This window comes from Paraburkholderia sp. RL18-101-BIB-B (genome assembly GCF_046026985.1).
Classification (GTDB): Bacteria; Pseudomonadota; Gammaproteobacteria; order Burkholderiales; family Burkholderiaceae; genus Paraburkholderia.
Window position 1 is genome coordinate 205,723 of sequence record NZ_JARESV010000010.1, and the last position, 20,135, is coordinate 225,857.

The following is a 20,135-nucleotide window of genomic DNA, read 5'->3' on the forward strand; positions in this document are numbered from 1 at the left end:
TGACAGCATTTTTCGTTGAAAACAGAATGATATTCATTATTCAGCGATTCAGCACTCACCTCACGAAGGACGCCGTTCATGAATGCGATTCCCGCCCCGGAGGGCACGTTGACCGCGCGCTACGCGGAACTAGGCGCTGGACTGATTCCCGTCGAGCCCTATATTTCTCCCGGGTACTACGAGCGCGAAAAGGCGCACATCTTCAAGAAGACCTGGTTGCAGGTCGGCCGCGTGGAGGAAATCCCCGAGGCGGGCGATTACTTCGTCAAGAAGCTCGACGCGTGCGACACGGAGATCATCGTCGTGCGCAACAAGCGCGGTGAGATTCGCGCAATGCACAACGTCTGCTCGCACCGGCTGAATCAGATTGCGTACGACAAGACCGGACATACGCGCAAATTCTTCTGCAAGTTCCACGGCTGGGCGTACGACCTGGACGGCAATTTGACGGGCGTGCCGGACGAGCAATGTTTTTTCGGGCTCGACTTCAAAGATTACGCACTGACGCGCGTCGCGTGCGACGTATGGCAAGGATTCATCTTCGTCAACATGGACCCGCAGCCCAGGCTCTCGCTCGCCGACTTTCTCAGGCCGATGTACGGCGAGGTCGAAGGCTATCCGTTCGACAAGCTGAAGGTGGGCTTCGCGTGGGAAACGGTGGTCGACTGCAACTGGAAGCTCGCGCTCGACGCGTTCCAGGAGGCGTATCACGTCGCGTATGTGCACGGCAATTCGATCGCCGACGCCATCGACAGTAGCGCGGGCGGCAGCATGCCGCCGCTCGACGCGCTGTGCGGCGAGTTCCATCGACGTTTGTCGCTGGCGGGCAACCAGAAGTCGGTCTATGGAAACCCGAAAGCGGTGACATCGGGCGGCGCGGCCGCGGCCGAAGCATTGTCCGACGCCGGTTCGAAACGCCCAATCGCCGCGGCGGCATTGCGCGCGGGCATTGGCAGCGCGCGTCATGAGTTTCCGCTCGACGCGTTGCCCAAGGGTGTCAACTGGACGAAGAGCGAGAACTGGCTGTTCGACATCAACGTGATGTTTCCGGACTTCTATCTGTCGCTGCGTCCCAACTACTGCCAGGCCTACAACTTCCGTCCGATCGCGCATAACAAGACGCTTTTCGAAGCGCGCGTGTATTACCCGGAAATGACGACGCCAGGTGGCCGATTCTTCCTCGAGTACATGAAGGTGGCGTTGCGCGACGTGCTGCTCGAAGACCTCAGCACGCTCGAACGTACGCAACGGGCGGCGGAAACCGGCGTGAAGAAATTCATGGTGCTGCAGGACAACGAGCTGCTGGTGCGGCACAGCTATCACGTCATCGAGCGCCTGTTGGCGCAAGCCGAAGCCACTGCGGAGTAAACGTCATGGAACAGAAAGTCATCGTCGTCACGAAGCGCGCGGATTTCACGCAGGACGCGTCGTCACGCGCGCCGCTGCCTGCCGCCTTCGAGGAGTTGAACCGCTTTGTCGACGTGTGGGCGTTGCCGAGCGAAACCGAACGGACGACGCGGCGCCATACGGCGGGCATGCCGGCCATCGTCGAATTCAAGGACGCGATGCTCGCCAGGGTCGACGACATCGTGGCATGGCTTAACCAGTTCGAACTGGACAAGCTGCCCGAAGACGCGAAGACACTGATGTGTCTGCTGCTGTCGCTGGCCGAAGTCGCGCCCGCTATCGAGTTCTACCAGCAGCCTTTCGTGATCGACGGATACGATCCCTTCCGCTTCGTGGCGGACGAAACGTTTTCGATGCGCCCCGCCATCTGACGCTCACACGCTCGGCCAGTAAAGGATCAGATCATGCCCAAGTGCCGCATTTTTGGTGTTGACCACGCACTCAAGGAGGTTGTCGCCGACGGCCTCTATATGAAGACGATGATCGGCGAGACGATGAGCGTCGCGGTCATCAAGTTCGTTGAAACGGCGGGCCACGGCCTGCCCGCGAATGCGCATAGCCACGGAGAAGAGGCGTCGCTGCAGATCAAAGGCGGCTGTTCGATTTTCGAGGTGCACGACAACGGCGCGGAGATCGAGCGGCGCCTGAACACGGGCGAGGGGATGATCATTCCCGCCGGCTTGAGCCACTACGGCGTCAACACCTACGAAGGCGCGGGCATGAGCATGCGTCTGAACGTGGTGACGCCGCCGCGTGCCGAATATCGCGGCGGCGACGAGGCTCCCTATTACCCGCTGGCCGGTCGGGAGAACGCATCGTGAGCGAAGCGATTCTGTCGAACGCCGGCGCCGTGCATTGCACGCTGCTTCCGGCCGTTCCCCATGAAGGCGCGGCGGCTCAGTTGCCGATCGTGCGAAATGTTGCCGACGGCGCGGCGCTTTCAGCGTCGACCCAACGCATGCAACGCGACGAACTCGTCGAATTTGATGCGGGCCTTCTTGGCGAAGAACTCGCCGCAGTGCTGGAAGGGCGCGTCGACATCGTCGCGGCGGATGAGCACTACGTCCTCTCGGCGGGCGAGGCCATCCTGATCCCGCCGCGCGAAGCGCGCCGCTATCGTTGCATCTCACCAGGCTGCGTGCTGTATCGCGTGACGTGCAACGCCGAAGCAAACAAGGAGCCGCAACAATGAGCTCGCCACATGTCGCGATTGTCGGCGCGGGTCATGCCGGCGGACGTGTCGCCCAGCATCTGAAAGCCCTGGGCCATGCCGGGCGAGTCACGCTGATCGGCGATGAACCGCATGCACCGTATGAGCGTCCCGCGTTGTCGAAGGAACTGCTGCTGGGTACGAAGACGCAAGAGAGCCTCGTGCTGACCTCGCCTGACTACTGGACCAGCGAGTCGCTAACGGGAGCCGGCATTGAGCGTGTGTGCGCGAGTGCGCGGAGACTAGACGTCGATTCACGGCGCCTGCATCTGGACAACGGCGCCACCGTGGACTTCGATCTGCTGGTCGTCGCGACGGGCGGCATGGCGAGGCGTCCGCGTTTCCCCACGCAGCCCGTCGAAGGTGTGCATACGCTGCGCACGCTGGACGATTGCCTCGCGTTGCGCACATCGCTGGAAGGCTGCCGCAAGCTTGCAATCATCGGCGCGGGCGTCATCGGGATGGAAGTGGCTTCGAGCGCGATCAGTCTTGGCGTGCCGGTGACGGTGCTGGAGGCCGGCGACGGCATCATGGGGCGCTGTCTGCCGCCGCAGGTGGCTGGATGGCTTGCACAGGAACATGCCGCGAAGGGCGTCGATGTGCGAACGCGGGTCAATGTCACGGACATCGTGCGCGCGGGCGGGGCGGACCGCGATGCGTTCGCGTTGCGCATCGACGCGTTGCAAGACGGCGCGCCGGTGACCATCGATGCCGACTGCGTGCTGGTCGCGATCGGCGTCGACTGCAATCCCGCATTCTTGCGCGGCACGGGACTCTCAGACGAACGCGGTGTCCTCGTCGATGAGTTCTGCCGCAGCCCCTCGGCGCCCTGGCTTTACGCCGCCGGAGACGCGGCCTGCGGATTGGACAGCGTATCCAGTCGCCACGTCAGGCAGGAAACGTGGCGCAACGCCGAGAATCAGGCGCGCGCCGTAGCCGGGATCATCACCGGGCGAATGGAACCGTATGCAGAGATTCAATGGATGTGGACGGATCAACTCGGCCACGCAATCCAGGTGACGGGCGTGCACGAACCCGGCGATGAAATCGTCGTGCGCGGCTCGCTTTCATCGGCGGACGCGACGGTGATTTCACTGCGCGACGGTTGCGTGGCCGCGGGCGTGACGGTCAACCAGAGCCGTGAGCGGCGGCATCTGGAACGTCTCGTCAGCGCGCGCAGGCGCATCGAAACGGGCCGATTGGCCGACACGTCGGTTCCCTTGAAGGAGCTGGCGTGATGACGGAACGCAACTCGCCGATACAGTCGCTGGAGGCGCGCGTCGCCCGGCTCGAAGCAATCGACGCGATCCGCTCGCTGAAGGCACGCTACGCCGCGCTCGCCGATCAGAAATACACGAGCGACTATCAACGGCAGCCGCAACCCGTGATGCACGAAATCGCGTTGCAGCAGGCCATGTGCTTCACGGAGCGCGCGGTGTGGACCGGCGGCGCGGGATTCGGCAACGACCTCGTCGGACGCGCCGCTCTGTGCGAATGGTTTCAGCGTTCGCCGTGGCGCTTCGCGATGCATTACTACGTGAGTGAAGCACTCGAAGTGACCGAGGCCATGCACGCGACTGGCAACTGGCGGCTCTGGCAACTCGCGCTGCGTGATGACGATGCGCGCGCGGTACTGCTTGGGGCGGTCACCGAAGAGAAGTATGAGCGTACGCCCTCCGGCACGTGGCTGATCAGTGAAATGCGCTTCACGCAGCTTCATATGATGGAGCCCGACGACCGGATGTCGCCGCTGGCAAGCGATTTCGCTTCGTTGACCGCATTGCGCAAGTCCGGACCCAGCGAAACGACCCGAACCGTTTGATGGATGGAATTCTTATGAACACATTTTCTGCAGAGCCGAATGCGTCGCGAAGCGACACGGCCACCGATCCCGCCACCGCGCGCGTGATTACATTGTGTCCGGATCGCGCGCACGCGGATGTCGCCCACACCTGCCAGAGTACGCCGACGATCGCGGAGAACCAGTGCCACGTGCGCTCGAACGCATGGCTCAACGCGGAGTACAAGCATCTCGTACTCACGGCGCCTGAGCTCGCGCTGACGGCACGCGCCGGGCAGTTCTTTCATCTCGCGTGTCCGGCTTCGCACGACGACACGCCTTATCTTCGCCGGCCGATGAGCATCTACTGCGTGGCCGCGGAAGACAGCCGCATCGAATTTCTCTACAAGGTACAGGGTGCGGGAACACGTGGCCTGGCTCAACTTCGGCCGGGCGATACGCTCGACGCGCTGGGCCCGCTCGGAAACGGCTTTGCGCTGCCCACATCGACGGAACCGGCACACGTCCTGCTGCTTGGCCGCGGCGTCGGCCTCGCGACGATGGCGCCGCTCGCGCAGCAGGCGATCGCGGCGGGTGCGCATGTCACCGCAGTCCTCAGCGCGCGCAGCGAGGCGTTGATGATGTCGGCCGATTATCTGAAAGCCGTGGGCGCCGATGTGATCACTGTCACCGATGACGAGCAGACCAGCGACGTGGTCCAGGTCGAGAGCCTGATCCGGGAAGTGCACGAGCAACGGCGCATCACATTCGTCAGCACGTGCGGGTCGAACCGCCTGCTCGTCATGTTGCAACGCGTGGTCGCGCAGTTAGGCATCCGTGGCCAGGTCGCGCTCGAACAGCGCATGGGCTGCGGTTACGGAGCGTGCTACGCATGCGTGCGGCCTTTTCGGAAGGAGGCGGGTTCACAAGAGCTCAGTTACCGCCGTGTGTGCTGGGAAGGCCCGGTCTTCGATCTTCAGGAAACGACATCATGGTAGATCTCAGCGTCAATATTGGTTCGCTCAAGCTCGCGAATCCGGTGATGCCGGCCTCGGGTACTTTCGCCGAAGGCACGTCGCAGATATTCGACCTCAACTGTCTCGGCGCAATCGTCACCAAGACGATTACTCATGACTTGCGCGAAGGCGTGCCGCCTCCGCGTGTCGCCGAGTTTCGCGACGCCACGCTCTTTTCGATCGGCATCCCGAGCAAGGGCAGCGACTACTATGTCGAACAGACCGTGCCCTACTACCGGCGCTACTTTCCGCCGCTCGTCGCGAGCATTTCGGCCAACACGATCGAGGAGTTCGGCAGGCTCGCGGAAAAAATCAGCGTGCCAGGCGTCGCGGCGATCGAAGCGAATGTCTCCTGTCCCAACCTGAAGAAGAACGGTCAGGCGTTCGGCATGGATCCGGAAGCCACCTGGCAAGTGGTCAAGGCGATGAAGTCCGCGACCTCGCTGCCTGTCTGGCCCAAGATGACGCCCAATGCGGGCAACGTCGTCGAGGTCGCGCTGGCTGCTGAAGAAGCGGGTGCGGATGCGCTCGTGGTGAGCAACGCGATTCTTGCAATGGCGATCGATGTCGAGACATTCCGCCCGCGTGTGGCGAACGGCATGGGCGGCCTCACGGGCGCTGCCACTAAACCGATCATGCTGCGGATCGCCTATCAATGCGTGCAGGCCGTCAAGATTCCCGTCATCGGATGCGGCGGCATTGCCACGGCCGCGGACGCGCTCGAGTTTCTTCTCGCGGGTTGCAGCGCGGTGCAGGTCGGCACCGCGAACTTCGTTTCGCCCACGGCGATGCCGCGCTTGATCGACGATCTGACAGAGTGGTGCAAGCGGCACGGCGTGGCAAAACTCACCGACCTGATCGGCGCGGTGAAGATGCACGAACCTGTCAGTCTCCAGCAACGGGTGGCGCTATGAACGCGGTGATCCAGATAAATTCCGCCGACGCACGCGAGTACGTGCGCGGCGACGACGGCTGGTTTGCAATCGGATCGCTTGACGAGGTGTTCGGCGCGCGCGCGTGCCGTGGCATCGAGATCGAGGGCGTCAAGATCGGACTATTCCGTGTCGACGATGAGATTCACGCGCTTGACGACATCTGCACGCACGGCGCGGCTTTGCTCAGCGATGGCGATTTCGAGGGGCATGAAGTGGAATGCCCGCTGCATGCCGGTCTGGTCGATGTGCGAACGGGCTGTGCGCTTGCCGCGCCTGTGTCGCGCGACACCCGGCGTCATGAGACCAGGGTCGAGGCCGATGTGCTTTTCGTGAGAGTGCAGGCATGAACGGTGCTGACGTGAAAGAGCCGATTGCTCCCACGGTGTCCACACTCGTCGGCGAGCAAGCTGTGTCTGCAAAGCGTCCCCGCATCGCCGTGATCGGCACCGGCGGGACGTTTGCAATGCATGGGCGTCATCGCTTCGACTGGATCGAATACGCCGACAGCGGCGTGATCCATCCGATCGACGATCTGCTGCAACGCCTGGGCGAGCTGGTCCCGCATGTCGAGATCGTGCCCGTGCCGTTTCGCAGCTTGGGGAGCGTGTCCATCGGTCCGCGCGATTGGCTGGAGCTTGCCACGCTGATCCGCGACACCGCTGCAAGCGATCCCGCGTTGACGGGTTTCGTGATCACGCACGGTACGGCGACGCTCGAGGAGACCGCGTGGTTTCTCGGCCTTGTGCTGGAACTCGAACAACCCGTGGTGCTGACGGGCGCACAGCGCCCCGCAAACACGGATGGCAGCGACGCCGCGGCGAATCTGCGCGGCGCGGTTGCCGTGGCCGCCGCGCCGGAGTCGCGCGGTGCGGGCGTGCTCGTTGCCATGGGCGGCCTTTTCTTCGCCGCGCGTGACGTGACCAAGGCGGCGAGCTTCGAACTCGCGGCATTCGAGGCCGCGCCGTATGGACCACTCGGCAGGATCGATGCGGACGCCGGCGTGGTCTGGCGGCGTCGCGTGTTTCGTGATGCGGGGCCGTCGCGGCAGAGCCCGCGTTTCGCATCGGTACTGGATGCAGCCGCGTCGACCGCGTTGCCGCGGGTCGACATTGCCATGTCGTATGCGGGTGCCGACGGCGCGGCGATCGAAGCGTTTGTCGCGGCGGGTGCGCGCGGCATCGTCTCCGCGGGGCTTGCGCCTGGGCGTCCCGCGTCCGGGGAGCGCGAGGCGTTGTGCAACGCCGTCGCGGCTGGTGTGGTGGTGGTGCAGGCCACGCGCGCGCCGCGCGGCACGGTGCCGAAGCAGCGTTTCCTCGCCGCCGACGGAATAGTCGCGGGTGGCGATCTCTCCGCGCAGAAGTTGCGCATCGCACTGATGCTGATACTCGCGAGCTTCGGCGTGAGCGATGCGGCCCCGCGTGATCGCACCCAGGTGGATCGCGACACCGTGCAAAGGATTTTGCTCGAACTGTGAAGTGAATTGCCCGACCGCGCCGCCACCTCATTCGATCGAACCACTCGGACCGAACATGCAATTCTCCTATCTCGTCACCTTCCAGCATCCCGACCCAAGTGCGCGTATCAGCGACGAGGATCGGCGCCATATCCGCGCGTGCGTGGAAAATACGCCTGCATTGAGCCGCGCGCGCCTGTACACGCCATCCGCGGCGAATGACTATTACACGGACGACGGTCCATCGCCGATCTTCGCCGTGCAGCTCGACTTCGAACGGCTTGCGGATCTGGAATCGGCGATTGCCGCCGACGGACATCTGCAGCAACTCGCGAGGGACGATTACCCGAGCCTCGCGACATGTGCGGTCGAACAGCAGGTCATGGCGCGGCGGCCTTTTCCGGTGCTGGATTCGCAAGCGCAGGTGCCGCAAGGGGCGTTGCCTTGCCAGTTTCTCGTTCACTATCCGGGCCGCGCCGAGAATTTCGACGAATGGCTTGCGTACTATCTGTCGCATCATCCGCAGATCATGAAATTCTTTGACGGCGTGCGCGAAATCGAGATCTTCACGCGGGTCGATTGGGTCGATGCGATGCCGTGGAAGCGGGTGCACTACATGCAGCGCAACAAGCTGATGTTCGACAGCGCCGAAGCGATCACGCGCGCGATGAATTCGCCAGTCAGACACGAGATGCGCGCGGATTTCGAAAAATTCCCACCGTTTGAAGGCAGCAACATTCATCACCCGATGTGGGCAGAAACGCTCCTTGCACTGAAGCCCTAGTCGGCCCTTCACGGCCGTCGTGACACGGGGTCAAGAAGCGACGGCCTCTTCCATACCACACAACAATGAGCCTACATAAAGCAGGCACGCTCGTGATTGCGAGCGTGCTGGCGTCCGCATGCGCGGATGCAAATGCACAATCGAGCTATACGCTTTACGGCAGCATCGACGAAAGCATGGGGTATGTGACCAACACGAAGGGCGGCCATGCAGTGGTGATGGGGCCGATAGCCGTCCCGGACCAGTTCGGTTTCAAGGGAAGCGAAGTCCTGGGAGGCGGCACCAGCGCGATTTTCCGGCTCGAAAACGGCTATTTCTCGAATACCGGCAGTTTCGCAACGGCAGGCGTGCTGTTCAGTCGAATGGCGTGGATTGGTTTGTCGAATGAGCGCTACGGGTCCGTTACCATGGGGCGGCAGTGGGACCTGACCAACGAGGTGTTTACGCCGAACGCGAATGGAGCGGTTCAATACAACTATCTCGCCTATCATCCCGGAAATATCGACAATGCCGCGGTCACCCCGCTCAGCAATACGATCAGGTACGCGAGCCCCGTCTGGTACGGCATGTCCGCGCACGTGATGTACGGCTTCGCGGATGCGTCGACGGGGCAGGGACGCTACTTCGGCACCGATGTTTTCTACGCATCGGGACCGTTGAAATTGTCCGCCGTGTACAGCGACACACGCAACAAGGCCTATGCGTTCAACACGGCACTCGGTTATGCGTCGTTTCTGGGTCAGAATCTCGCGGGCGGCAGCGCGTTTCGTGCGAGCAGTACGCGAATCGCGGGCATGGCTGGCTCGTGGACCCCGAATCGCACGTGGGCCGTGCACGGCATATTGAACACGGTGCGAATCGCGGATGCGGCCGACGCGGCGCATGCCACGACTGCGGAGTTGGGCGTCAACTGGAGCATGACGCCATTCAACGCGGTCGTCGCGGGTGGTTCGACGACCTGGTTCAACGGCCACGCCTACACCACGGTCGCGCTGTCGGACCTGTACCATCTTTCGGTGCGCACCATGCTCTACGCCGAAGCGACGTATCAGTACGCGAGCGGTGGCGCCAAGGCGGCCCTGCCGTCGCTCGCTCCTTCGTCGACGAGTTCGCAGGCCTCGCTGCGCTTCGGCGTGCAACACTACTTTTGATACGGCGCGAGCACGTCGACCCTGCAGGACCGGGTCGCGCTGCTCGCGGCGCCTTCTCGCCGGCATTCATCAGCGCCTCGTGCGTTGCCCCGCCTGTCTATGCTCCTGTCATTCACTCCACGCGTCCGCGCGGCCTGTCGATTCGGCAACGCCGCGCTTTTTCGCTTTATTGACGCGGCAGACTGCATTACCTTTGCACCATGTTCCGTCACGTGCTCCGATACTCGAGGACGATACCGCCCATCGGCACGCGAGGGACCTGCACGCGTTCGCATGCGCACCAGGCGAGAAGGGCTGTGGCTGGCATCAATGGAAGTAAGCCCGTTCACTATTGGTTGCGAACTGGATGTGGAGGCGCCCCCCTTCATGAAGATTCATCAACTGCGCACGCTCGTTGCGATTTCCGATACCGGAAGCATTCGCAACGCAGCGAAGGCGCTCGACCTTTCGCCTGCGGCTGTCACCAAGGCGATGCGCGAACTCGAGGCCCAGGTTGGGGTGGCATTGATCGTCCGCGAGGCCTCCGGGATCATTCTGACCGATGCCGGGCAAGCCTTGCTGGCGCACGCGCGTCTGATGATCCAGCAGTTGCGACGTGCGCAGGACGAGATGGACCGCTTCTCCGGAGCGGGCCGGGAGCGGCTGACGGTGCGCTGCCGACGTGGATCGCCATCGCGCTGCTTGGCGGCATCATGAAGCGCTTCGAGCAGGAAATGCCCGATACGCGGATCGTGTTCTACGAAAGCCTGCTGAGCGTCGCCGTGCCGAAACTGCGTGACGGCACACTCGACCTTTCGGTCAATCGCGCCTGCCCGCCTTCATGCCGCGACGAATTCCAGCAGGTGCCGCTCTTCCTCTCGAGTTACGCGGTAGTGGGACGCGCGGGGCATCCGCTCGCGAAATGCCGCACGTTGTCGCAACTGAAGGGCGCGAGCTGGTGTTGAACCGCGACTTCACGGAAAACGACGCCGAAGGCTACGGCCCGTTCGGAGAGTACTTTCGCCGCTACAAGCCGCGCGTGCACGTCGCACATTCCTCGTCGATGATGATTGGCCTGATCTGTAACACCGACGTCCTCTCGATCATGCCCTGGCCGCTCGCGGAACTGCTCGTCGCGAAAGAAGGGTTCTGCGTGCTGCCCGTGACGGAGACCATCCCGGAAGTGGAAGTGAACCTGATGTATCGGCGCGGAACTCCGTTAAGCGCGGCGGCGAAGGTCTTCATTCAAAGCCTGAAGGACACCATTATCGACGATGCCAATACGTCCGACCCACTGAGCAGACGTGTCTTTCATGCGGTCGACTGTGTGCTGAGGGAACGCTAGACATGCTCCGACCGCGGCACAAAGCAAGACCCGGACCACAGCAATTTGACGCGCATTTCATGCGCGTCTTTTTTTTCGCGGTTTGACCCGTCAACGAATAAACATAACCATTTCTCACGCCGATGACAGTGCCCGGCGTTTGTGATGAAGGGAGGGCGCGCCGCGATCTGGTGTTGTCTGCCGAAGCACTGAGTGCATGGGGTTGGCGCATTCCGTTCATGCTCGGGCTGCTGATCGCGCCGCTCGGCATCTACATCCCCAGCCGGCTGCGTGAGACGCTCAGCGCCGAACACGCGGTGAAGAGCAATCGCGAGCTGCTGCGCGGCATCGTCGATGCGCACCTGTCCGAACTGGTGCTCGCCTGTTGCGTGCTGATCGGCCTGACCATCACCGTGTATGTGGTGGGCCACTACATGACCACGTATGGCATCCGGGTGCTGCATCTGCCGACCTCGACGTCGATGCTCGTGGGCTTTGTCACGGGCGGCGTCGGTATCTTCGCGTCCCTGAGCGCGGGGATGTATTCCGACCGCTTTCCGCGCAGCCGTTTGCTGGTCGTGCCGCAGTTCCTGTCGATTCTAGCGGTGCTGCCCATGTTCGCATGGGTGCTGCACGCGGGCACTGGCAGCGTCTTTCTCGGGATGGTCACAATCGCTAGCAGGCTGTCCTTACGCCTCCCAGGTTACACGGGCTCCCATCCTCGTGACCTGCGCCGCGCGCTGGCCGACCCGAAAGGTAATCTCCGCCTGTATGTGTCGCTCGATGGGCTGGACGAGTTGATCACTTATTCGATTGCAAGCTATCACGGCACGCTTCACGGAGGGCTGAATGGCGCGACGCCGCTCGAAGCGATGGAGTTCTTTGTTCGTGGAAGAGGGCAACTGCTGGCCTGGTTGCCCGAAGTGCGCCGACGTAAGTTATGCCTGATGCAATCCGCGCGGCACTGCCGTGTGCGCGGCTATCTTGCGCTCGGCGTCCGTCCTCACATTAACCTGTTCGGCGTGCGCTATACCAACATGGTCCTAGCCAGCAGCGCCCAGCTGATTGGCCAGTCGCTTCGCGTCTACATCAACGCTGACGATCTGCGCTGCGTACGTGCTTTCCATCGCTGATGGCAGCGAGATCGGTGTCCTTGATGCACAAGGTGCGTGGCGCTTTTCAAACCTGCTGGAAGCTGTCGGCGATCATGATCCGAACGCGGGCACCAACCCCACAAAACGCATGCGGCTTTCGCTGCGGATCCGGGAAGCGGCTGCGCGCGCTGGCAGCGGGACGGTTCTGCTCTTTTGCGATGAGGCGCAACGTTACAACGAAAGCGAATACGAGTGGCTGAGGGATGTACACGATGCACTCGACCGCCAGCAGATCAAGCTGTTCACGTTCCTCGTTGGTCAGCAGGAGTTGCTCGCCCAGAAGAGCGCACTGCAGATCGCCGGCAAGACGCAGATCGTCGCGCGCCTGATGGTCGAAGAACTTGCTTTCCTCGGCATCCGCAATGCCGAAGATGTCGCCACGTGTCTGAACGGTTACGACCAGACCGCCTATCCCGAGGGCAGGCAGTGGAGCTTCACGAGGTTCTACCTGCCACAGGCGTTCGATGCAGGTTATCGACTTGTCAACGATGCGGCCGTACTCTGGAATGCCTTCGAGGCCGCGCATCACAAGGCGACCCTGCCTGGCCGTCTGGAGGCGCCGATGGAATCGTTCGCACGGGCCGTCGAGGTTGTGCTCAAGGATAGCCAACTCATGGATGCTCCAGGGTATTGCCCGGACCCATCCTCGTGAGCACACGCGGTGCGCCGCTCCGCCTATGTCCAGTCGCGCCATGCAACCGGGCGTGTGCTCGTCCACGCGTAAGGAGGCGCCCGGCGCTCATTGCGCCGCGCTTTCCGATCGTCAGCCTCGATGAGCGACGACTGACCCCGGCATTGGGCTTCATATTCGATGCAGAGTGGCTGTTGCCTGGTGAATCGATCGTATCGATCCTGTGGAAGTTCGCGCGTGCAAATGGACTACCCGGGCACGCACTGGTCCGGCTGATGGATCGGGACATTGACCCGTACGAAGGCGTTGAGCCGATACGTGATGTCATTGATCTGAAGCATTTGAGGCGCATGCTGCTACTGCCGGCAACGTGCTGCGCGCTTCACTCCTTGACCCTGGCCAGCGGGGACGGTATCACCCGGTTTTCCCGTACTGCAGGCAATGCACATCGCTTGGTCATCACAGCGTGACGTACCAGATGTTCAGTGAAAACCGGTGTCCCGCTCACCGACAGAAGCTTGAGACGAGATGCCAGCATTGCGGGCAGGAGGCACCCTACATCCTCAACGCGAGTCTTGTGGGCTCACCGTATCGTTGTGCGCGCTGCGGCGCGCTTTACGCAACCCGATCGCCTCCAGCTTTTGCAACGAAGCCAGCGATGCGCAACGAGCATCGTATTGCTATCGCGCGACATTTCCATAATCGCATGGCAGGCGGCTTTCGCCTTGGCATTGACGATCGCGACCTGCAGCTCGCGGGCTCAGGTGCCAGGGGCGGTGCTTGAGAAGCTTCCAACGATCGACGCCCCAAAACTGTCGTGTGCGATACGCAAAACCGGGTGTTGACGACCTTACTTCGTTTTTGGTGACGACTTTACTTCGTTTTACGCCGGTCGACTAATCGATCTTGGCCCATCTTGAATTGCGTGTGCTGTCCGGTGATGGCGCTTAAGCTGAGAGCATTGCCCGTACAGGGCAACGCATCAATCTCTCAGTGATAAATCAGCACCAGACAACAGCGAAAGTGCGAACGAAAAAAACCAGACTACAACTGACTCTCACGAATAACGACAGCGACGGCACGTTGATAGACCCGTCCGAGGAGGCTGCTACGATCGGCCTCGATCCGAACGGAGCCACGCAGCCGCTTGGGGACAAGAGGCTCTCCGCCAGCCGCGGCAAAACCAGATCCAGCCGGGGAGGGCGCAAGCACCGCCCGATAAACCGCGGTCTCAGGCACAAGCCGATTCTCGCTATCCTTGCGAACCGCAACCCCACCGCCATAGACAGAAGCAAGCTCAGGCACATCCAGCGCCCGCACGGAAACACTCCCGACGCTGACAACAGCGAGCTCCACCCCCGCATCTCCGTTCTCGGGAAAAAACCGCGCGCGGGCGCCGGGATGAACGCGTCCAAGATCAGCCTCGCCGATATAAGCCTCGACGATCTGCGAAGAAGGATCGATCAACATCCCCAGCACTTCCCGCCGGGGCAACCATTCCCCCGCCCGCAAGCCGGCAGGCACATCGGTGAGCACACCGGAAAAAGGAGCCCGCACGGTCAGCAAGGCCTCCTGGGAAGCGACCTGATCAACCGTCGCCAGCGCGCCTTCGAGTTCCTGCTGCCCAACACCAATCATTGCGGCCTGTTCGGGATCGAACGACTGTCCCTTCATCCGCGTGTCGACGCCCTCCAGCGTCGCCACCGCAACGGCCTTGTGGTACGCAACCGTCGGCGACGCCAGCACGAACACCGGGTTGCCGGCAGCAACACGTGTCCCGTCGACGGATAACTTCAGCAACTGTCCAGGCTCCGCGACATATAACGTCGTCTGCTTGCCGGCCCGCAAAAGCGCGGGTGCGGACAGGTCGCGATGCCAGGGTACGACAAACAGCACCAACGCCACGCCCAGCAGGCTCAAACTGATGACTGCCCGCCGGTCGGGACGCGCGCCGCCAAGACGCCGCCGCCATATCGCGATCTCGCCGACAATCGGCCGCACCAGAAACCAGCCGATTTCCACGCACATCAGAAACAGCCCAAGCGCCTTGAACGCCATGTGATACACGACGAGCGCGATGCCGAGAAACAGCGAAAAGCGATACACCATCGCGGCCAGCGAATAGATGATCAGCACGCGTCGTTTAGCAGGCGCGAAGCGTTCGGGCGGCGGGTCGCCGAGACCGAACAATATCTCGCGCAACCACCAGCGTCCCATCGCGAAGCCGCGCTCCTGGAGGTTCGGCACGTCGAGCCAGTCGGACAGCAAAAAATAACCGTCGAAGCGCATCAGCGGATTCACATTGACGGCAATGGTCAGCAGCCACGTCGAACTCGACAGCAAAAACGCGCCGGTGCGCAACGGCCCGTCGGGCAACAGGGACCACGCCAGCGACGCCACGATCGCCAGCGTCATCTCGGCGAGCATGCCGGCGGCGTCGATGGCGAGGCGCTTGCGGCGGTCGGTCAGACGCCATGCGTCGGTGGTGTCGGTCCACAGCACGGGCCACAGCACCAGCAACGCGACGCCCATCGACGGTACCCGGCAGCCCATGCGCTTGCTGATCACGCCGTGGCCGACTTCGTGAACGACCTTCGCGGACGTCAACGCGATCCCCACCATCAGCGCGCCCTGCAACGAAAACAGATGCAGCAGGCTATGCGTATAAGCGGACCACTGGCGGCTGATCAGATAAAAACCAAGCAGCGCAAGCAGTCCGAGCAGCGTCACGAAGCCGCGTGTGAACACCCAGCCGATGCGCGGCACCACCGCGCTTAGCAGTGGGTCGGGATTGACGAGGCGGATCTTGATCGACAGATAGTTTTTCAGCAGCCAGCGCGCGGCGGACAGCCGCTTGCCGCTGTTTTCGACGGCGAGGCGGTCCATCGCGGCTGGGCCGAAGGGCGCGATCAGGCCGGCGCGATGCAGAAAGGACAGCACGTCGAGCACGTCTTGCGACGTCGCGCGAAGGGTCGTTTCGCTCGACACGGAGCGGGCGACGGCGTCGGTATTGCCGAGTGTCCAGCGCGCGAGAATCTCGAATTCGAGCCAGCCGATCCGGATGAACCGGTGCCGCGCGGGATCCTGCAATGTCCAGGTGGGACTGCCGTCGGCGGACGCGCCGCCGGCAAGCAGCTTCAGGTCTTCGCGCAACCGCGGCAAGGCAACCGGCGGCGCTCCTCCAGTCGCTGCCGAAGCGCCATCCGCTTCGGCGACCGGTGCGCCGATAGCCGCGCCGGCGGCGGTCGCGGGGCCGGCGGTAGCGGTGCTCATACCGACACCCACTCGCGCAGCACCGCCAGCGGGCGCCGCAACAACCACAACGCGAGCACGCGGCGCGGTCCGTAAATCTTCGCGGTGCCTTTCAGCCCGAGGCGCGGCGTCACGCCGGGAGCGAGCGCGGCGCGGAACGCGTACGACATCACGCCGTCGGCGGTCAGCGTGCTCGAATAGCTCGCGAAAACCAGCTTGCCGTACACGGGTTCGTCGGGCGACAGGTTGCTGAAGAACACCACTTCGGAACCCGGCTTGAACGAGACCACCGACGCCGCCGGCACTTCGATCTGCAACTGCGTATGCGTCGGCGACGCGACCATCATGATCCGTTCGCCGAGCGCGACGGGCTTGCCCACCCACTCGCTGCTGTCGTCGAAAACGGCAATGCCGTCGGACGGTGCTGTGATGTCGGCGCGCGTCAGCATGTCCTGGTCGTAGGCGAGCTCAGCCTGCTCCTGGGCGACCTTGCTGACGAGCATCGCGAGACGGCCTTTGGCCTTGTCGTCGCTCATCGCCTGCTGCGACGTGTCGCTGTATTCTTCGCGCGCCATGTCGAGCGCTTTCTGCGTCACGGCAAGGCGCGTTTGCAGTTGCGTGCGATCGAGCGACACCAGTGGCTCGCCGACGTGCACGGTCTGGTTGGGCGCGACGCGCAAGCCGCCGACCACCCCATCAAACGGCGCGCGTACGGGCGCGGGATCGATCGGCACTATTTCAGCGGGCGCGAGCACGGATTCGCGCACCGGCAGCAACGCGGCCAGCAGCAGCACCGCGGCGGCGATCGCCAGCGGCCGGCGCTTCGCAGGCAGGCGCCGCCAGAAGCCCGTTTCGCGGAGGCGCTGATGCAGCAGCAGGCTTTGCGCATAGGTGCCGGCGAGCGCGTCGAGCAACTGCCGCTCGCCGTCGTTCCACGGGTCGGTGCGGCCGAGCAGCAACCCGCCGACCAGCACACCGTCGCGCCACGTCAGCGGACACCACATCGCGTTAGCGGGGAACCACTCGGGCCATTCGCGCGCGAGCGCCTCGGGCAGGTCGGCCGCGTTCACGCCGTGCGACTGGTGCGCGTCGGCGCCGCGCCCGATCGCCGCGCAGACGCGGTCGAGCCACAGGTAGTAAGGGCCGCCTTCGTCGGGCGTGGCGACACCGGACAATATCAACGGCGCGCCGCCGGCCGCCGGGTTCTGCCACAGCGCGGCCTGCTGGTACGCGACGATTCCCGCCGTCTCGTTGACGATCAGGAATTCGAGTTCGTGACGGCTCGCCGCGCGCGCCCGCTGTTCGAGTTGCAGCAGCGCGCCGAGGCGCAGCAACTGATAGTTGAGCGCCTGGCCAGGATTGGGCGCGTTCATTGCCGCGCTGACACGGCTGTACCGGCGGGCGGCGTGAAGACGGCGCGACCGCTCATGCCCGGCAACAGTGTATCGGGCGGGTTGTCGATGTGACCGTAGACCTTGATCGAACGGCTTACTGCGTCGACCTTGCCGGACAGGCGCGTCAGCGTGGCGGGGTAGGTCTTGCCGGTTTCGTCGATGGCGACGTTGAAGGTGTTGCCCGGCTTCAACCACGCAAGCCACATCGACGGGACGATCATTTCGAGGTCGAGATTCCTGTCGCTCAACACATCGAGCAGCGGCGCGCCGGTCTGCAGGAACTGGAAGTTGTGCGCAAACACGGCGGACACGCGGCCCGTGAACGGCGCGGCCACCACGCAGGTGTCGACCAGCGTCTGCGCGGTTTTCACGTCGGCGGCAGCCTGTTCTTCGTCGGCTTCCGCGACCTTGTACTCCACGTCGCTTGTCGAGCCGAGCGCGTGCAGCCGCTGCTTGCTGGCGTTCACGATCTGGCGGCCGTCGAACACGGCTCGCGCATGTGCGAGCGCGCCTTCCTTCTCCGCGCACACGAAGCGCGCGATGACCTGGCCCTGCCTGAAGCGATCGCCGTCGCGCAGCGCAAACTGGCTGAGCCGGCCGGACATCGGCGCGCCGATGGTCGCGCTGGTTTCGGCCACGACCTGTACGCGGATTTCAGACGCTGCGGGTTGGGCGGCCGCCACAGGCTGTGCGGCCGGCGTAATGGGCCTGACCGGTGTGACGGCGTTGGCCGTGGCGGTGGCCAGACCGGCAGCGGGCGTCGGCGCGGCCAACGCGAACGAACCCGTCGATACACCTAACCCCAATGCAACCATTGCCAGGCCACCGCGCGTGAACTTCGTTACCTGCAACCTCATCGATTTCAACTTCTTCACCTTCGACTTCGTGGTCATTTCGCTGACGGCGAAATCTGCGCCGCGGCGATGCTTGTGATTTGCGCGCCGGCCGGAACCGTGGTCGCAGCCAGCGGAGCCGTTGCCGTTGCCGTGGCCGGAGCCGCGTCAGCCGCTCCCGGCGCTGTCGCCGACCCGAGTTGCGCCGCGGCAGCAGCCGGCATGGCCATACTCAATTCAGGCAACTGACCCGCTTCCCAGCCGGCAATCGCGCTTTTCACACTGCGGCTCAAGGTCGCCAGATCGTCGGTGTCCGCGTTCGGCGGCACGAGGTCCACACCGACCGACGTGTACAGATTCGTCAACGCGGTATGCACCTGGGCCACCGTGCGGTCGTAGGTGAACTCGGACACCATCGACGCCAGCTCGCGCCGCACGCGGTCGGCTTCCGATTCCTCCTCGGCGCGCGACGCATTCGCCGACGCCACGCGGATTTTCTGCTCGACGTCGTCGATCTGCTTCGCGATGTCGAGATCCTGCGCCGCCGCGAGGTATTCCTGATAGCTCAGGTTCACCTGTGTCAGCACCGCGACGCTCAACGCGAGCCGGCGCTGGCGAGACACTTCGACGGACGTTTTAGCCGCCGCGATGGCCTTCGGCCCTTCGATCAGGTTGACGAGGTTGAAAGTGGCGTTCACGCCGAGCTGCGCCCAGTTCGGGTTGAACAGGTAGCGGTTGGTGTCGTAGTTGAGGCTGCCCAGCAGGCCCACGCCCGGCAGCATCTTGACGATTTCCTTGTAGACGTCCTGCTGGTCGATCTTTCCCTGATACGCCTCTTCACGCAGTTCGGGGCGCATCGCGAGACCGATCATCTCGAGCTTGCGCGGATCGACGCTGGTGGTGGCCGTGCTCATGTCCAGCTCCATCGGCGCGAATTCGATTGGCGCGTCGCCGGGCACGTTGATCAACGACGCGAGCGTCACCTTGGCGGTGTTCAAATCGGTCTGCATGTGCCGCAACTGGCCGACCACCGACAGCATGTTCTGCTGGAAATCGAGCCCTTGCAGCGGCGACACGAGCTTTTCGCGGCTCGCCTCGCGCGAGTTGTCGAGCATCTTCTGCGCGTCGACGAGCAGCGGCTGGAGACGCGGCAGCAGGCGGTCGGCGGCGACTGCTTTCCAGTACGCTTCCTGGGTGCTCTTGACGAGCCCGTCGATCACTTTCCGGCGACGCTCCACCGCCACGTACGTGCGATAGCCCTGCTGCTTCGCCTGGAAATAGCTAACGCCGACGTCGAGCAGGTTCCACGACAGTTCAAGCGAAGCGGTGGCGTGCGAAGGCGACTCGGAGAACGAGGGTTCCAGCGACTGCTGACGCGTCACCACGGACACGCTTTCCGCCGCGTTTTCGTTGTTGCGCCAGTCGTACCCCGCGTTGGCCGCGAGCCGCGGCAGCATTTGCGCGATCGCGAGATCGAGCTGGCGGTCCTGCAGCGTTTCCTCGGTTTTTGCGAGCTGCGCGTCGTAGTTGTACTTGAGCGAGCGGGCGATCGCGTCGGGCAGCGTTAGCGGCCCGCGTAGTGGCACGTAGGTCGAGTACAGCGTCGTGTAGTCATCCTTTGCGCGTTGCAGATGCTCGGCCTGCGAGATCGGTTGCGGCTTCACCGCGCACGCCGAGAGCAACGCCGCCGACAGCAGCGTTGCGCCCGTCAGCCCGAGGCGTACCGCTGACAACTGCGGTTCGCGTTGCGGCGTGGTCGGCGCCGCTTTCGACCGCGCCGCATTGAAGCGGTCGCCGGTTGGAGTTTTCATTTTTTCAGTTCGCTTTATGGA

Annotated in this window: 19 protein-coding genes and 2 pseudogenes; 17 read left to right on the forward strand and 4 right to left on the reverse strand. The window is 63.4% G+C overall.

Annotated features, from left to right (window positions below; all coding sequences use genetic code 11):
• Positions 1-78 precede the first annotated feature (78 nt).
• The 17 genes and pseudogenes from P0D73_RS17700 to P0D73_RS17780 all read left to right on the forward strand — a co-directional run.
• Positions 79-1,368 carry an aromatic ring-hydroxylating oxygenase subunit alpha gene (locus P0D73_RS17700; protein ID WP_408285103.1) on the forward strand — a complete coding sequence of 430 codons (1,290 nt, stop codon included), beginning with the start codon at positions 79-81 and terminating at the stop codon, positions 1,366-1,368.
• 5 nt (positions 1,369-1,373) lie between these two features.
• A complete protein-coding gene (locus tag P0D73_RS17705; RefSeq protein ID WP_408178091.1) occupies positions 1,374-1,778 on the forward strand; it encodes a hypothetical protein in 405 nt (134 codons plus the stop codon).
• A gap of 33 nt (positions 1,779-1,811) precedes the next feature.
• Positions 1,812-2,228, forward strand: coding sequence for a cupin domain-containing protein (locus P0D73_RS17710; RefSeq protein WP_408178090.1), 417 nt, complete (start codon positions 1,812-1,814; stop codon positions 2,226-2,228).
• On the forward strand, positions 2,225-2,599 hold the full coding sequence (locus P0D73_RS17715) for a cupin domain-containing protein (protein ID WP_408178089.1): 375 nt from the start codon (positions 2,225-2,227) through the stop codon (positions 2,597-2,599). The genes P0D73_RS17710 and P0D73_RS17715 overlap by 4 nt, the downstream gene beginning before the upstream one ends.
• Complete coding sequence (locus P0D73_RS17720) at positions 2,596-3,855, forward strand: NAD(P)/FAD-dependent oxidoreductase (protein ID WP_408432301.1); 1,260 nt, start codon at positions 2,596-2,598, stop codon at positions 3,853-3,855. The genes P0D73_RS17715 and P0D73_RS17720 overlap by 4 nt, the downstream gene beginning before the upstream one ends.
• Positions 3,855-4,439: a nuclear transport factor 2 family protein gene (locus tag P0D73_RS17725; RefSeq protein ID WP_408432303.1), complete on the forward strand. Its 585-nt coding sequence runs from the start codon at positions 3,855-3,857 to the stop codon at positions 4,437-4,439. The genes P0D73_RS17720 and P0D73_RS17725 overlap by 1 nt, the downstream gene beginning before the upstream one ends.
• A 14-nt stretch (positions 4,440-4,453) precedes the next feature.
• Positions 4,454-5,395: a dihydroorotate dehydrogenase electron transfer subunit gene (locus tag P0D73_RS17730; RefSeq protein ID WP_408432305.1), complete on the forward strand. Its 942-nt coding sequence runs from the start codon at positions 4,454-4,456 to the stop codon at positions 5,393-5,395.
• Positions 5,389-6,327, forward strand: a complete 939-nt coding sequence (locus tag P0D73_RS17735) for a dihydroorotate dehydrogenase (RefSeq protein ID WP_408432307.1) — start codon at positions 5,389-5,391, stop codon at positions 6,325-6,327. The genes P0D73_RS17730 and P0D73_RS17735 overlap by 7 nt, the downstream gene beginning before the upstream one ends.
• Complete coding sequence (locus tag P0D73_RS17740; RefSeq protein WP_408432309.1) at positions 6,324-6,695, forward strand: non-heme iron oxygenase ferredoxin subunit; 372 nt, start codon at positions 6,324-6,326, stop codon at positions 6,693-6,695. The genes P0D73_RS17735 and P0D73_RS17740 overlap by 4 nt, the downstream gene beginning before the upstream one ends.
• Positions 6,692-7,822: an asparaginase gene (locus tag P0D73_RS17745; RefSeq protein WP_408432311.1), complete on the forward strand. Its 1,131-nt coding sequence runs from the start codon at positions 6,692-6,694 to the stop codon at positions 7,820-7,822. Before P0D73_RS17740 ends, P0D73_RS17745 begins: the two co-directional genes overlap by 4 nt.
• Before the next feature lie 55 nt (positions 7,823-7,877).
• On the forward strand, positions 7,878-8,585 hold the full coding sequence (locus P0D73_RS17750) for a hypothetical protein (RefSeq protein ID WP_408432313.1): 708 nt from the start codon (positions 7,878-7,880) through the stop codon (positions 8,583-8,585).
• A 65-nt stretch (positions 8,586-8,650) separates the two neighbouring features.
• A complete protein-coding gene (locus tag P0D73_RS17755) occupies positions 8,651-9,736 on the forward strand; it encodes a porin (RefSeq protein ID WP_408432315.1) in 1,086 nt (361 codons plus the stop codon).
• Between the two features lie 366 nt (positions 9,737-10,102).
• Positions 10,103-10,432, forward strand: coding sequence for a LysR family transcriptional regulator (locus tag P0D73_RS17760; protein ID WP_408432317.1), 330 nt, complete (start codon positions 10,103-10,105; stop codon positions 10,430-10,432).
• The gene (locus P0D73_RS17765) at positions 10,429-10,680 is read left to right on the forward strand and encodes a LysR substrate-binding domain-containing protein (protein ID WP_408432319.1); all 252 of its coding nucleotides are present in this window, start codon (positions 10,429-10,431) and stop codon (positions 10,678-10,680) included. Before P0D73_RS17760 ends, P0D73_RS17765 begins: the two co-directional genes overlap by 4 nt.
• Positions 10,677-11,060, forward strand: a complete 384-nt coding sequence (locus P0D73_RS17770; protein WP_408432321.1) for a LysR substrate-binding domain-containing protein — start codon at positions 10,677-10,679, stop codon at positions 11,058-11,060. The genes P0D73_RS17765 and P0D73_RS17770 overlap by 4 nt, the downstream gene beginning before the upstream one ends.
• A 647-nt stretch (positions 11,061-11,707) precedes the next feature.
• Positions 11,708-12,215 (forward strand): annotated as a pseudogene (locus P0D73_RS17775) (integrase); the annotation flags it as partial.
• A pseudogene (locus P0D73_RS17780) lies at positions 12,216-12,917 on the forward strand (ATP-binding protein); the annotation flags it as partial. It abuts the pseudogene before it with no gap.
• Positions 12,918-13,868: 951 nt separating this feature from the next.
• On the opposite strand, the gene P0D73_RS17785 reads toward P0D73_RS17780, so the two are convergent.
• Genes P0D73_RS17785 through P0D73_RS17800 form a run of 4 tightly spaced genes read right to left on the reverse strand, consistent with a single transcriptional unit; the run spans position 13,869 to position 20,114 of the window.
• Positions 13,869-16,097: an HlyD family efflux transporter periplasmic adaptor subunit gene (locus tag P0D73_RS17785; RefSeq protein WP_408432323.1), complete on the reverse strand. Its 2,229-nt coding sequence runs from the start codon at positions 16,095-16,097 to the stop codon at positions 13,869-13,871.
• The gene (locus P0D73_RS17790) at positions 16,094-17,449 is read right to left on the reverse strand and encodes an efflux RND transporter periplasmic adaptor subunit (RefSeq protein ID WP_408178076.1); all 1,356 of its coding nucleotides are present in this window, start codon (positions 17,447-17,449) and stop codon (positions 16,094-16,096) included. The genes P0D73_RS17785 and P0D73_RS17790 overlap by 4 nt, the downstream gene beginning before the upstream one ends.
• Positions 17,446-18,345, reverse strand: a complete 900-nt coding sequence (locus P0D73_RS17795) for an efflux RND transporter periplasmic adaptor subunit (protein WP_408432325.1) — start codon at positions 18,343-18,345, stop codon at positions 17,446-17,448. Before P0D73_RS17795 ends, P0D73_RS17790 begins: the two co-directional genes overlap by 4 nt.
• Before the next feature lie 14 nt (positions 18,346-18,359).
• Positions 18,360-20,114 carry a TolC family protein gene (locus P0D73_RS17800; protein ID WP_408432327.1) on the reverse strand — a complete coding sequence of 585 codons (1,755 nt, stop codon included), beginning with the start codon at positions 20,112-20,114 and terminating at the stop codon, positions 18,360-18,362.
• Positions 20,115-20,135: the final 21 nt, after the last annotated feature.